At 39.0% G+C, this 14661-nt stretch carries 14 protein-coding genes; 8 read left to right on the plus strand and 6 right to left on the minus strand.

Going from position 1 to position 14661, the window contains the following annotated elements; all coding sequences use genetic code 11:
- Positions 1 to 392: 392 nt before the first annotated feature.
- Complete coding sequence (locus B147_RS30825; RefSeq protein ID WP_157237716.1) at positions 393 to 998, minus strand: YagK/YfjJ domain-containing protein; 606 nt, start codon at positions 996 to 998, stop codon at positions 393 to 395.
- Positions 999 to 1488: 490 nt separating this feature from the next.
- Between B147_RS30825 and B147_RS0101330 the strand changes: the two genes are divergently transcribed.
- The 6 genes from B147_RS0101330 to B147_RS0101355 all read left to right on the plus strand — a co-directional run bounded on the left by B147_RS0101330 (position 1489) and on the right by B147_RS0101355 (position 5601).
- Complete coding sequence (locus B147_RS0101330; protein WP_020585460.1) at positions 1489 to 2238, plus strand: endonuclease I family protein; 750 nt, start codon at positions 1489 to 1491, stop codon at positions 2236 to 2238.
- A gap of 32 nt (positions 2239 to 2270) precedes the next feature.
- Positions 2271 to 2723: a putative molybdenum carrier protein gene (locus B147_RS0101335; protein WP_020585461.1), complete on the plus strand. Its 453-nt coding sequence runs from the start codon at positions 2271 to 2273 to the stop codon at positions 2721 to 2723.
- Positions 2720 to 3271: an HD domain-containing protein gene (locus B147_RS0101340; protein ID WP_020585462.1), complete on the plus strand. Its 552-nt coding sequence runs from the start codon at positions 2720 to 2722 to the stop codon at positions 3269 to 3271. Before B147_RS0101335 ends, B147_RS0101340 begins: the two co-directional genes overlap by 4 nt.
- A 416-nt stretch (positions 3272 to 3687) precedes the next feature.
- Positions 3688 to 4047: a response regulator gene (locus tag B147_RS0101345; protein ID WP_020585463.1), complete on the plus strand. Its 360-nt coding sequence runs from the start codon at positions 3688 to 3690 to the stop codon at positions 4045 to 4047.
- Between the two features lie 13 nt (positions 4048 to 4060).
- Positions 4061 to 4675, plus strand: a complete 615-nt coding sequence (locus tag B147_RS0101350) for a hypothetical protein (RefSeq protein WP_020585464.1) — start codon at positions 4061 to 4063, stop codon at positions 4673 to 4675.
- On the plus strand, positions 4672 to 5601 hold the full coding sequence (locus B147_RS0101355; protein ID WP_020585465.1) for a GGDEF domain-containing protein: 930 nt from the start codon (positions 4672 to 4674) through the stop codon (positions 5599 to 5601). Before B147_RS0101350 ends, B147_RS0101355 begins: the two co-directional genes overlap by 4 nt.
- Before the next feature lie 164 nt (positions 5602 to 5765).
- Here B147_RS0101355 and B147_RS27080 read toward each other — a convergent pair whose 3' ends face one another.
- The 5 genes from B147_RS27080 to B147_RS0101385 form a co-directional block, all read right to left on the minus strand.
- Positions 5766 to 8687 carry a UvrD-helicase domain-containing protein gene (locus B147_RS27080; protein WP_020585466.1) on the minus strand — a complete coding sequence of 974 codons (2922 nt, stop codon included), beginning with the start codon at positions 8685 to 8687 and terminating at the stop codon, positions 5766 to 5768.
- Between the two features lie 3 nt (positions 8688 to 8690).
- Entirely contained in the window at positions 8691 to 9011 is a 321-nt protein-coding gene (locus B147_RS27085; protein WP_020585467.1) for a DUF6794 domain-containing protein, read from the minus strand.
- Positions 9008 to 9313, minus strand: a complete 306-nt coding sequence (locus tag B147_RS0101370) for an integration host factor subunit alpha (RefSeq protein ID WP_020585468.1) — start codon at positions 9311 to 9313, stop codon at positions 9008 to 9010. Before B147_RS0101370 ends, B147_RS27085 begins: the two co-directional genes overlap by 4 nt.
- Before the next feature lie 521 nt (positions 9314 to 9834).
- Positions 9835 to 11058 (minus strand): AAA family ATPase, encoded by a 1224-nt coding sequence (locus tag B147_RS0101380; RefSeq protein ID WP_020585470.1) that lies wholly within the window; start codon positions 11056 to 11058, stop codon positions 9835 to 9837.
- Between the two features lie 16 nt (positions 11059 to 11074).
- Positions 11075 to 11806: a hypothetical protein gene (locus B147_RS0101385; protein ID WP_157237717.1), complete on the minus strand. Its 732-nt coding sequence runs from the start codon at positions 11804 to 11806 to the stop codon at positions 11075 to 11077.
- Between the two features lie 1784 nt (positions 11807 to 13590).
- Between B147_RS0101385 and B147_RS0101390 the strand changes: the two genes are divergently transcribed.
- Positions 13591 to 13881 carry a BrnT family toxin gene (locus tag B147_RS0101390; RefSeq protein ID WP_020585472.1) on the plus strand — a complete coding sequence of 97 codons (291 nt, stop codon included), beginning with the start codon at positions 13591 to 13593 and terminating at the stop codon, positions 13879 to 13881.
- The gene (locus B147_RS0101395; protein ID WP_020585473.1) at positions 13841 to 14104 is read left to right on the plus strand and encodes a BrnA antitoxin family protein; all 264 of its coding nucleotides are present in this window, start codon (positions 13841 to 13843) and stop codon (positions 14102 to 14104) included. Before B147_RS0101390 ends, B147_RS0101395 begins: the two co-directional genes overlap by 41 nt.
- The last annotated feature ends 557 nt before the right edge of the window (positions 14105 to 14661 follow it).

The raw sequence follows: 14661 nt of genomic DNA on the forward strand, positions 1-14661 counted from the left end.
TGATCATGTGGTTGATATATGCCTCTGGGTAATGATGTTGAGGGCGTGTTGGTGGGTGTTTACCGATGAATAAAACCCGCTATACAAAGGGCTGTAAAACAGTTTAAATCAAACTAAAATCAGAAGACCATCTGAGACAAGATGTTGAAAAATATGATGAATGATCAATCGAAGTAAGATCTGATAAGAAAATCATATAGTGAAATATTAAACGCGATATATACGGCTCAAATGAGAGAGCAAAATGGTTTTTATAAAACCTGCATATATCGAGGAAGATATGAAGATTTTAAAGTCTAAATATCGATATATCTTCCATCGTTCTTAATACAGAAAATGCTATAAATAAAATATCAACTAAATAACAGATAACAGATAACAGATAACGTATGCTATTTAGGTAATCTTGAACAACCATATTCTCTTGTACGATATGGAGCATAACCTTTAGTTCTGTCTTTAGATAAATATGATAAATGCCTGAAACAATCATCAAAAGACTGTTTAAAATCTTCAGAGTTCCTTCGTATTTTGTGGCTACATGGTAAAGGATTGCCTTGCTCATCTTTACTGGAATATGTAACCAGGCCTTCGTTGTCAGAACCTATAGTTCGTTGCCAATGCTCCGTTGCTAATTTGTTAATCTTGTAAGGAGATTGAATCTTATTACCATCGCATATAACGGCGACATGATAATGATGACGATCGTTCGATGTGCGCTCTCTTACCCATATTGAATGAGGATCTAATTTCTGTCTTTTAAGGTTTTTGTTAAAAGATGACATAAATTTTGAAATATGCTGGTTGCCTTGAGGAGGTTGGTACCCTAAAGGATATTTTAAATCAAATTTTGTGCAAAAAACTTTGTTGTGTTTGGATATGGCATTTTCAAGCATCGTATGCGTTTTGTTTAATATGTGGGTATGACATCCCTGTTGTTTTTGTTCGTTGGTTAAAATGGGTGAATCTTTGTAGGTTGAATCATACGTGATAGACATAATAATAGTCTCCTTTAATTTGTGTTTTTGTAATTCATATTTGGATGCTTTATTGTGTATGAAATAATTATTCGCAATATTTTTTAATTCGTTGAAGGACAATTCTATGTAGATAGATGAATAATTATTTTGGATGGTTAGGATACGTCCTGAAGATGAATCAAAATTAAAACAATAATTAAGATAGATCATGGGGTAATCAAAAAGGATAAATGAGGAGAGAATAGAAGGAATAAACGACCACCGTCTTAAAGATTGGTTAAAGGCTGTTTAATAATGACAATAATAAAGAGAGAATAGAGATATTATAATAAAGAGATAATAGGTATTATCAATAACCTATTAAAAATAATCTCTGATGAAAGTGAATTTAGGTAGAATTGCAAGACTTAACTTAATTGATTTACTATAATATAGTGTGACTGAATTAATGCAAAAACGATTTTCAATATCGATACAGTTAAAAAATTGCAAACCGGAGAGAAGCAATATGAAATTTTCAAAGTTAAGCTTAGGGCAAAAGTATATGGCATTTATAGCAATCTTGTTTTATCTAATCCCCGTGATTTCATTTGCTGGCGGCAACACCACTAACGATTCATTTTCCAAAGCTAAAAAGATGCTTCTCAAACAAGTGTACTTTGATCACCGGGAAACGTTTTATTGTGGATGTCCGTTCACACCAGATAAATCCATCATCAAATCAGACAAATTCAGCCCGGATACCAAGCATTTCAAGCGTTCTCAAAGAATAGAGTGGGAACATGTAGTGCCAGCCCAAAGTTTTGGTCAGTCCTTTAAGGAATGGAGAGAAGGTGATCCGGGCTGTGTGGACAGAAAAGGGAAATCATTTAAGGGCAGGAAGTGTGCTGAAAAGGTCAACATGGAATACAGATACATGCAAAGTGACATGTACAATTTGGTCCCTGCAACCGGACAGGTCAACGCTTTACGGTCCAACTATTCTTATGCCATGATCCCTGGCGAACCCCGGCGCTTTGGCAACTGTGACATGGAAATAGAAGACCGGAAAGCAGAGCCCCGGCCTGAGATCAGAGGTGACATAGCGCGGATATATTTTTATATGGACGATGCTTACCCCGGTCATGGCGTTATCAGCAAAAAGAACCGTAAATTATTTGAGGCCTGGGATAAATCAGATCCGGTTGATGACTGGGAACGTGAAAGAGCCCGGCGAATGGAGAAACTCCAGGGCAATAAAAATAAATTTATTCAGTAGAGGCAATTATTTGGAGATAGGGAAATAACCAAATGATCCAAAAAATCATATCCGGCGCACAGACTGGTGCTGACAGGGCGGGAATAGATGCGGCCATAGAATCCGGTGTTGAATATGGCGGTTGGATACCGAAGGGAAGAAAAGCTGAAGATGGAACCGTACCGGAAAAGTATACAGAACTGACTGAAGTGCCCAGAGGCGGCTATCCTAAAAGAACTGAACAAAACGTCATTGATTTTGATGGCACCATTATTTTCACTTATGGAAAATTAACGACCGGTTCCGCATTGACTAAAAAATTTGCAGTTCAGCATAAAAAACCATTTCTTCATATAGACCTGGACACTGCATTAAAGCCTTCCTCCACCATAAAAGCATGGATTCAGGAGAATAATATCCAGGTACTCAATGTTGCAGGCCGGAGTGCAAGCAAATCCCCAGGTATCTATGAGCATGTAAAAGGCATCATCTGTGAGATTTTATGAAAGATAGAACCAACAACTGGTCACAGGACTCGTATATAGCTGCATACCGGTTTGCCGCTGAAAAGCATATCGGTCAAAAAGTTCCCGATACCGAATGGTCATATTTGGCACACCTCAGCATGGTATCCATGGAAGTCATGGCCGCCCTTAATTACGAAAACAATATGGATGGAGATCTGGCCGTTCAAGCAGCCATCTTGCATGATACCATCGAAGACACAGATACTACCTATGATGAAATATTATCAGAATTCGGTAAAAGTGTTGCTGACGGGGTGCTTGCTCTCACCAAGGACAAAACTATGGAGAAGCAGGAACAGATGCAGGACAGCCTGAAAAGGATCAAACTGCAACCGAAAGAGATCTGGTTGGTCAAGATGGCTGATCGGATCACGAATCTTCAGCCACCTCCCTCATACTGGAATCAGGACAAAAAGAAAAAATATATGAAAGAAGCTCAATTGATTTTGGATGAACTCAGATCCGGCAGTGAATTTTTAGCCAACCGCCTGGAAGAAAAGGTCCTGAATTATCAGGTCCATATCTGAATGAAAATAGAAGGCTGGTGGGACGCTCCCACCAGCCTTACTTTTGTTATTGCTCGGTTTTTTCTTAATGGGTTGGGAAATGAATCATACCATCATTGCTCGTTTTCGTTTTTCTTAATGGTTTTATTTCAACCATTTCATGCTCTTTTCTTTGGATAAAAATATGGAAATTGTGCTATACTTAATAAAATTCGAATTGGCATTGGTGTTAGTGCCAAAATGAATAAAATCCGACGGGTTCAAACTGTGCATTTCCAAGTCTCATGTTTCACGCATATTGGGGAATTAACCTTCAAGAATGATGGTGAACATAGTTTTAAATGATTATTTTCACGAAGAAGATGCAACAGTTTCACTCCGATGATTTTATTCTATGACATATTCAGATCATCGCTGACAGGCATTGGAGAAAAACTATGAAAATTTTGATTGTTGATGATACTAAATTATCACGAGCTATGATTATAAAACGCATCCCTGACAATGTGAAAAACAGTTCAAAAATTTTCCTGGGAACGAACGGTCGGGAAGCTGTGGAATTGTACAAGGAGATCAAACCCGATATTACTTTTCTAGATTTGACCATGCCAGAAATGGATGGTTTTAAAGCCCTTGAAATTATCCGCGCCTATGATCCGGATGCTCAAGTCTATGTTGTCACAGCCGATATCCAGGCTAAAGCCAGGGAGCGGATTATAGCTCTAGGCGCAAAGGGCATTGAAAAAAAACCCATAGATGAAAGCCGTATAGTACAAATCCTTGCTACTATTCAATGAAGGATTTCTGAAAATGATTGACAGCGAAATTAAAGAAGCATTGGCAGAATTGATCAATATTTCATATGGTTCCGCCACGGCGGCAATTGCAGATCTATTTGACAGCTTTGCCCGATTGAAGGTTCCCGGAATTCAGATCGTTTCTGTTGGAGATGTCGAATATGTAGTCCTCGGTAAAATCGATAATGAAGCAAACCTATACATTACCACACAGATGTTTAAGGGCGCTTTTGAAGGAGAAATCCTTTTTGTCATAGACCAGCAAAGTGCTTATAATATGCAAAACATAATTTGTCTGCTGGAAGGAGTATGCACAGACCAGAAAGAAGATGATACAGAAACCCGGCAGAGTATCATGGAAATTGCCAATATACTGGGAGTTTCTTGTATTGGTAAACTGGCCGAGCTTTTAGATTCGGTCGTCTCGTTTTTACCGCCCAGCATCGAATTAAATAACCGGCTACTTATAGCCCAGGAAAAAGTTGGCTATAGTAAGGTGCTTATTATTTCCACCCTCCTGGAGTTCGAGAAGGAGCAGATCACCGGTCATCTGTTCATTCTGTTCGATGATGAAATGTTTATCTGGCTAAAGAAAAGCCTATATGCGTTCATAGAGGAGAATACGTGACCTTTGTAAAAACTGACATTCTTGATGCTCTGGAAAATGGGGTTATCATTACAGATCAGGATTTGAAGTTACTGTTCTGGAATAGATGGCTGTCCGTTCGTACAGGAATCAGTCAAAAAAAAGCACAAGGAAAGCGCTTGCCAGAATTGTTTCCAGATACTTCATTTTCCATCCTAAAACGTAAAATCCGTATCGCGTTCACTCTAAAATCCCCATCTTTCATGAACGCATCCGTGGAAAAATACGTTATTCCAATCAAACTGAAAAAAATTACGAAATCTATTTTTCGTTTCATGCGCCAGGATTGCGTTATCAATACTCTGGATGACACCCAAGTTGCCATTCTGATATATGATGCCACTCCATTACTGGAAGCAAATGCAATTATTGAGACTCAACTCAAGATAGAGGAAAAACAGGCGCGCACGGACGGTCTTACCCAATGCTACAACAAAACAATGTTTAATAAGCTTCTCTCTATAGAAATAAAAAAAGGAAACTGTCATGGCTACACCTTTTCCATAATTATTTTAGACATTGATAATTTTAAGTCAGTGAATGATACTTTTGGACATTTGGTAGGGGATTCTGTTCTTAAACAGGTAGCAACCATTTGCTCTAAGAACATCAGGAAAGGAGATGTATTTGCCAGATGGGGTGGAGAAGAGTTTTGTATTCTACTTTCTCAAACCACGTTAAAAAATGCGATTGCCGTAGCAGACAAGCTCAGGCGGATTGTGGACGCCCACGATTTTGGAGAAGCAGGTCGTCAGCAATGCAGTTTTGGTGTGGCTGAATATCCCAAGAATAACCAGCAAGCGACTCTGGTTCGCCAAGCTGATGAAGCTTTATACCATGCCAAACACAATGGAAAAAATCGGGTGGCTGCATATCTGGACAACCGAAATTTTACCCTAACGCCTTGATCGCTAATCAAAATATAAATTTAGGTTTATAAGGAGGACACAAGATACGATAAGATAAAGCTAATTTCTGGGATTTTTTTTAAGTAAAAGCAAACCCAACAATTTGTCTATGATTGTGGCTGATAAGCCTTTATCCATGTGGCGTTCGATACTTTTGTTAAAGCTCAGTGAAATTTTTCCGTATACCGGCACCCTGTTCTCCCAAAGTTGGAGCAGCCAAGAAACCGACCATATTTACCATTTCGTTCAGTTAAAACCCCATCAGAACAATTTTTGCATGCTTTAGCTGTATAATCACATTCCGGATTTATACAGTGATAATACGATCCCTCTTTAACCATGGGCGCTTTATTACAGACGTTACATGTAAGGGCTTTATAGGCACAGAAAGGATAATTACCACAACCAAAGAAGAAGCTGCCATCACGCATAACACGCATGGTAATTTTACCTGCTTTACAAACAGGGCAAGTACCATAGTCTGGTGGTGCGGTCTCCGCTCCTTTGGTCATAAATGCATCAAAATGATATTTACCTTTGTTCCCAATAATTTCTTTTATGAAAGCAGACCGGGCATCAACGTCATATAAAACGAATGTATGCTTTTTTGTTCTGGTTAATGCTACATAAAAAAGCCGTCTTTCTTCAGCAAAACGGTAAGGTTCTTCGGACGGCAAAACCAAATCCAGCAACGAATCATCATTTATTTTTGACGGGAATCCATATTTGGCATTATTAACATCCACCACAATAACAAAATCAGCCTCCTTTCCCTTACTCCCATGGACTGTCTCAAATAAGATGCTATATTCTGGATACTGGTTTTTAAAATTCTCAAAATGTTCTGGTTTGGTAAATCCATATCGGCCAAGGATATACACTGTCGCAGGATCGGGATGTATCTCCCTTATTTGCTCCAGACATTGTAGCACGGCGTTGCCTTTATCCTGATAATAACCCACAAGGGTAATTCCATTTCCGGATATAGTGCTATGTGCCGTGATCGCCTTTTCAAGTTGTGCCGGGTTCTCCATTATAAACGTTTTCGAGAAGGCGTTGACTTTATCGTTGTATCTGAAAGTTTTATCCAACAGGACCTTTTCTGTATGACCAAAATACTGGTCAAACTTCCCTGTATAACTGATGTCTGATCCGCTGAACCTGTAGATACTCTGCCAGTCATCCCCTACGCAGGTTAAAATCGTATCCTCCCCTTTATTTACAAGGGCTTTAACCAGATCTGCCCGGATAGCCGATATATCCTGAAACTCATCCACCAAGATGTATTTAAACCTGGGTTTATATTGTCCAGACTGAACACAATCCGTTGCCTTCCTGATCATATCGCTGAAATCAACACTATTGGTTCTGTTCAATTCTTTGGTATATGCAGAAAGTATCGGCTCAAAGATATCCAAAAAGGCATGACACCGAGTTTTTTCCCGATTCTGATTGGCCTTTTTCCTTACTAACTCGAAAGAAAGCCCAGACTGTTTGAATAAATCTAAAAAGTTAACAATGAGCCTGGTGAGTTCAGTGGCTTTTTTCTCTTCTTTTATTTCATGCAATAATGACAAAAGTTGTTCAAATGACATGGGGGAAAACCGAACCCCCAACACCTCAAGCTTTGAGAATAAGTCGTCTGTAAGTGTTCCTTCCTGCATCTGGTAGCTGAATGTTTCTACAAGGATGGTACCACGCTCTCTATGCAGGCGTCTTTTCCACTCCATGTCAACTTCGTATGTAAATTGGTCAACGAATGGCGCGGTATTACCATTCCGATCCACTCCGAAATGTTCAATGTAAATGTCGTATTCCGGTAGATAAAAATCAGGATGATATTGGGTTTTAACAGAAGTCGCAGTATCATATTTATAAGGAGCTTCGTATTGATATTCGATTCCGTTGACGAATAGGAAGTCGGCAATGACAACCTCTTCAAAACTTTTGAGTTGCTCTTGTTTTAAAGATGTCATCCCATTTCTTTTTTGTGCCCATTGAAGTCGGGATTTAAGGGATCTAACGTCTCCATCCTTCATGGCGGCAAAGTACTCACCCTGTTCTCCATAATCGAATTCATTTTTATACGGAATCAAGTGAGTAACGAAATAATCAATCACCCGCTGGTTGTAGGTGGAATCTTTCTGAGTCAGTTCTGTAACGATCCGGTTGATTAACGCATAGAATTCAGCAGAATCTTCTTGGAATTTACTAACCGATGGCTTTTTACCGGTTGCCGAGCCAATGATATCCAGCCCCAGTTTGTGAAAGGTGCTGGCTTTAACCCCTTCGATGTCCGGCAGTTTTTCTTTGATCCGTTCGTCTGTTTCTTTGCTGGCTTTCCGCCCATATGCCAGGATCAATATTTCATGTGGTTTTGCAAAACCAGATTTAATAAGATAGCCTGTTTTCGCGATGATAACGGAAGTTTTTCCTGAGCCCGCGCCAGCTAATACCAGATTATTATCTTCATTGACAACACATGCTTTCCGCTGGCTTTCCGTTAATGGATTGTTTTCAACTGAATCAAAAAAATCACCGTATTTCTGTAGTTCACTGGTTATGAACTTTTGATTTTCATCCTCTCGAAGGGTATGGGATTGCGATGCCAATAAAATGAATTCTCGGGCTTGTTTGCCCTCGCTCTCTGGGAGGTTCTCAAGCGCAAAATCATTATCCAAGTTCTGATAGATCTTTTCGCTTTTCTGTTTCCATTTTTCTATGGCACTGTGCCTGACATAGCTTCCGTTGAAAAGATTTTTAAAAGCCTGATAACTTTGGGATATCTGATCGCAGTATGGAGACAGTACCTGTTGGTGGTAAGCTTGGATGCCGTAAATAATTGAATCAAAAAAATTCGGTGCATCTTTTTTTCTGACACCAGAAATTTTAAAGGGTCCATTTGTAGAAGAAGGAAATATAATATCTGCCCAGAAAAAACCTTTATCCAATTCCGGCCTGGCCTTGATCTGGCCATATTCTAATCTCTCTGAACCTGAGATAACAGCATTGTCGGCAATTTTAGATTTATGATCCCATCGGAATGTGAAGAGGCGATAGAAAAAGCTTAGAGGGATGTCAGTCATATTTTATTTATCTTTATCCCAAACGATTTTGGGTGCCGGGTATTCCTGCAACCGTTCCCAAAGAGCCTTAATAATGATCCCGGCTGCATCATCAACATGGAGGATAGGATTTTCAGCGATTTTTTTACAGTCTTCCAGAAGTTTTGAATCCTTTTCCCACAAACCGAATTCATTCCGGATGCCTGCACCAAGTCCTAAGTGGAAATTGATCAATCCATCTTCGCTGGTATTCTGGACCTGACGTTTGGTTTCAAGGGACAGATCCGATAAAAGCCTGTTCACAGCTTCTGATACTGTGGCAGGGGATTTTTTGTCTTCTATCATTTTGGGGCCACACTATCTATATTCGAATTTATCCGATCCTTCAATTTGCCAGCAACTTTAAACGTAACAACTCGCCTTCCTTTCAGCATCATGGATTCACCGGTAGCAGGATTTCGTCCTTTCCTTTGTGCTTTCTCTGTAACCTGAAATTTACCGAATCCGCTGATCATGACATCTTCACCAGAGGCCAGAGTCGATTTTAAAATTTCCAAGAGGTCTTCAACGGTATCTTTGGTATGGGACGGGGATAGCTCAAGATCATTTGCAATTTTTTCAATAATGGTTTGTTTAGTCAGGGACATGGGGCTCCAATGTTCTGATATGAATATTTGATCTAATGGAATTAGATATGGTCTGGGATACTTTTTGTCAAGAACCTTAGAAAGACTTTGAATAATAAGAATAACCAAGATGCAAGACTATCAATCTGATAGGGCCGCACCCCTATTATATACAGGGAAGGGGCTCTTTAGAGAGAGATCTCCTGAGAATAACATCGTTGACAAAAAATATTCGAAGAAACGGATATAGCCTGTCGTCAATAAAATTATTTGCAACTATATAATATAACAAAATATTTTATATTTTAGTGTTTAAAAAAGGCCGTATTACGGCCCCAATTCATGCGTTAAAGGCCAAAACGCAGACAAAAATATGCCATAAACAACATGATTCGGTCCATATGTTTTGAGAAAAGGTCATATATATGGATTGTGGTGGGGCTGAGCAACAGCAGTAACGAGGATGTGATAAGCAGGGAATACTTTAAAGCAAATACCCCCATTAGACCTTAAACGATCCAATGAGGGGATTTTAATTATGCCTATGGCAAGGATTTGGGGCCAGGATAGACGTAATACTTCGCCCCTTTGCCTGTACCATACATTTTAAGAATCTTCTCATCGCGCAATATTTTGAAATGATCCCTAATATTTGTGTCGGATCTTCCAGGAAAACGGTAATCAATATCTTTCTTCTGAATAAACCTATCTTCAGGTTCAAGATCGGTGTTCTCCTCTGCTTCCCGAGCAGCCTTGATCATCGCCACTTGAATTGGGTGCCGCTGGGCTTCTTCCTTGGAAAGAAGATCATCGGATTGACTCTCACTGGCCCCTCCTCCGTGAGGTTCAATTCGGTATTTTATTAGGCCATTTTCGTGGTAGAATTCCAATTTGAGCGGCTTGCGTTGACTGCCGTATATGTTTCTTCCCTTTTGGGTATAAATATCCATAATAGTTTCTTCATCCGTACAGTAATCAGATTTTACAAGGGATAGCACAACATCTACATCATCGGTTATCTTACCGCTTCCCCTGTGGACGCCATTTTTATTTTCATGATGGATCAGAACAACAGAACGACCTTCAAGTGCAAGATCTTTAAAAAAATTTGTAAACACCTTCTTCCAAAGCTCTTGATTATTGACCGCCCTTGAAGAAACAAGTAGATCAAGGTTATCGAATACAACAAATTCAGCATCCCCGATCATTTCTCGAACCCACGCTTGATCTTCAGGGTTTGAAAGGTCAATATTTTGTTTTTTCTCTAATGCTTTCAGGCAATTGTATCGAAAATTGTTTGTAATAGCCTCTTTGTCCAGAAAGTTACCAAACATTTTCTTAAAACGACGCTTAAAGTCCTTTTCAGCCATCTCTGCGTCCAAAATGTATGTCTTGCATTGCTTTATAGCTGATATCATCTGACCGATTGAGCGACCGGTTGAAAGCATTAATGCGATAAGCATTGAAAACAAAGACTTGCCAACATTCGCCTTGGCTGTTACGAGAGAGACTTCACCTTTTATGAAATAAGGTGAGCCAATGAAATCAGGCTCGTCATCAATGGTATGTAATTCATCAAAATTTATGGAGCAAGGTGCGTCTTCTTCATCCACTTCAGGTTTGAGATCAAGCCCATGGAGTTCTTTCGCCTTGTTGCGGAACTCTGCCTCAGCAATGGAGCTCATACGGCTCTTCAGCAAATCTAATGCTGAATCGACAACAACAGGGGGGATATCCCCCCCAAAGCTTTGGTTAGTTATAGCCATCGTTTGTCTCCTCGCTTTATTTATAATATTCGTATAATTGCAATTCTGTTCCCATCTCCTGGAAGATCTGAAGCAGATAGGCCCCAATCCTGAAAGAATCCTGGTTTTGTGGATTGAAAAGATACTTAACAACTCGGCCCTTCAGAAAAGTCCATGTCAATTTGAAGGCAAATGACGGGTCTCCCGCCCAGGTCCCTACTGTCTGGTAAGTATTTGAATCGTCAGCGTTCCGGATATCATCGTGGATATGGATTTCTTTTCCGTCATATGCCTTGATAAGGTGTTTATTGTAAATTCTATAAATAGAGGGCGGAGCGATGAATTCCCATCTATTTCCCCCATGATGATGATGATCATCCTGCTGCAGAGTTAAAAACAGACGTAAAGGTCCCCCAGCCATCTCCCATTCCAGCAGAAAAAGCGATGGGCAGCCGTTTGCATTATGGAAACAATATCTTCTATTCGCAGTCCCCAACATGCTTATAACGATGGATGGACGACCTCCATTTGGATATGCATGTGGATATCTGATAAAGCTGTACCCCTCCCATTTTTCCACCTGAGAAGTATTCCTTGTTGTAAAATCGATACCAATAACTCCGGCAACGGACTCAAGTGCATCAAGGTCAGATCCTCCCCTGATAACTCTCACCAGAGAAAGTAAGTCTGACCCAACAATTCCATTGTTAGCAGTTTTCCAAGAGCCTTTGCTATATGGAGGATACGATGTATCTGTGAGGTTGAACAAATAATGTGAGTCCCAACAAGACCATTCATTGCTTTGACAGTTGGTTAAAGTGTTTTTTAACACCTTTGCGGTATTTGCCTTTGACTGGAAAAAAAAATTCATTAGAGATTTAAAAATATCTGACGAGGGTACGTCAGGGTGTTTGTGAATCAGATACTGCAAACACTCAGCATAATTGCACGGGGGTATCAGAGCTGATACCTGAAAATTGTAGAAAGGCAAACAACAATTTGTTTGAGTGTCTATGACCAAGCAATTCTGGATTCTTGCTGCGTCATCATTGTTGTTAAAAAAAGACATGTTTTTTCCCTCTTTTTACAAAAATTAATAACGTATTGGCTTACCAATCCAATACCGAATTCAAATGACACATCATTTGAAAATAAAAAGACTTCTGAGACCTTACTATTTCGTTGGGGACCACGCCAACGCACGGAACAAATTTGATAGGTGATATTGAAAATATATTCTTATAGAGCTATAATTATAATTTATTTTAAATAAATAAAATCATATCTGAAGAGTTTTCCCGATGCCGATAAAGAATATTTGCTAAATAAGTAGCTTTTATAAATTTTAAGCTTAATACAATTGAGAGATCTTTGTAACCAAACTAATTTAAATTCATAATCAATCGGGACAATAGCCAAAATGACCTAAACAGCTCAGGTAGAAGAGGGGTTATTGTCGGAGAGGGCAGAATTGGATTTAATTTTCACAGGACTTTCACCAAACTTTCACCATATAATTCAAACTTGGATGGATTATGGTGGACTTTCACGGACTTTCACCAGAGTGAAAAACAAGGTTTATGTTTAAAATTATTATTAATTACGGCAAGTTGCAGAATGGTTATTTAAAACAGCCTGTGGGTTCGATTCCCATGTGCTTCCGCCAATTTTGTCTAAGAAAACAATCGGTTACACATTCTATTTCCTGCCTAAAACTACCTAACTTTTTTAAAATCATTCCAAATTCGATGAATTTAATCTGACAATATAATTTTTGATATAGTGGCTAATATTTTTAACTATTCACACAGATGAAAAATCGTGCAGAATGCCATATATTTGGCGTTTTCATTTTGAAAAAAGTCAAAAAATTATAAAAATTTCACCCAGGAGACAAAACGTTTAAATACCATGAAATTTGACGATTTTATTTGAAAAAATTTGAAAAATTCATTTAATATTTATCCAGATGAAGAATTGTTCAAGAGGCTATGTATCTGGCGTTTTTATTTTCAAAAAAGTTGAAAAATTACAAAATTTTCTTCCAGGGCAACAAACACCGATTATCGAATCCGCTTCGTTCATGGGCCTTGGCCGCGAGTTAGATTATGATGTCGAGGGCCGTATTAGATTGAGCGTGAAGAACGGTGTGCTTTGAGCCGGGTATGACTCCCCAGCGTAATGCAACGTTACAGAATCCGGCTGTCAACTACCCCGTTCATGTGTTGGAAAGATGGTGGTCCCGCCTGGGTGTTCAAGTGTTGATCAGACCCTGGGCCGACCTGCTTAGATTGTCGAAGCTAAAAGAGAACCAGCGTTTCTTTCCCTTCCTTAAGCCTATTTCGCCTCTTTAAATACTGCTTTTAAAAAAACTGAGCTTCCATAACTAAATTCCTCGCTTTGTCCGTTAGGACCCTCGTTCAATTCGGGTTGTTTTTCCAGTCCCTTGCCATTGCCATGCCTGATTAATTTCAGCTGTTTTCCGATTAATTTCTTTAATATATTGACATGGTGTATATACAATATATAATTGAAATATAAGGATAATAAAAAATGGATCTTGAATTTGAGTGGGACGAGGGAAAGCGGTTAGAAAATATCAAAAAGCATAAGATTGATTTTGAAGAAGCTATAGAAATATTTTTTGGTCCTACAGTTACCAAGCTTGATACACGGCAAGATTATGGTGAGGACCGATATATTTCTATGGGGCAAATTGATGGCTTTGTTGTATTGGTCGTTGTTTATGTCGATAAAAAGACAAACATAAGACGTATAATATCAGCCAGGAGGGCAACAAAAAATGAGCAAAAAGTCTATTACAAAAGAATATTTAGAGGCTGATATCCCGGATGAGGATATCGATTTGTCAGATATCCCAGAAACTGACGAAGCTTTTTGGGCCGATGCCGTTGTGGAATGGCCCGATAAAAAGCAATTAATATCCATCCGCATAGACTCTGATATATTGGCTTACTTTAGAAGCAAGGGAAAAGGCTATCAATCCAGGATTAATGCTGTCTTACGCACATATGTTGATCGTAAAAAACAGACTGAACAAGTATAGTTCTCCTTGTCCCTAACCATGAATCAATTTCTTACCTCTGACATCCTGCTCCCAAAGCCGTTGTTATTGCTGTAAAAGCCCCTAAAAGCCTTTGTTTCAAGATGTCTATCCCTATATTCTTTCTTTTTTTGTCTGCTTTTGGATAAAACCTGCAACCAAAACCGCAACCATTTTAAACCTGCATTTTTCATTTCACCGATATTTACGAGGAAGCCTTGGCCAGGGCAGACACAAGATATGGGCCTGAATAATTTTATGAAAATAAGTTCAATCATACCATTATGTTGCGAGCTGGCCTAACCAACTGAATTTAAAAGCTTTTTCTATCAGGTGCCTTGCAAATCAATATTGTATTGAAATTCAACACGTTAAAAACAATTTTGAAAATTTTAAAAATCAGTGGCAACATAATTTTTTGTTTTACTACACACCCCTCCAAGGCTAGCAAAAGCTGCTTCAGTGGTTTATAAACTGTCAAGCCAGGCAAGGATTTCAGCACTATTTTCCCAGTCGATCAACTCATCAATTTTTTTGTCATGAGTTATTTTCGATTGCAT

The sequence above is a fragment of the Desulfobacter curvatus DSM 3379 genome (assembly GCF_000373985.1).
In the GTDB taxonomy this organism is placed as follows: Bacteria; Desulfobacterota; Desulfobacteria; order Desulfobacterales; family Desulfobacteraceae; genus Desulfobacter; species Desulfobacter curvatus.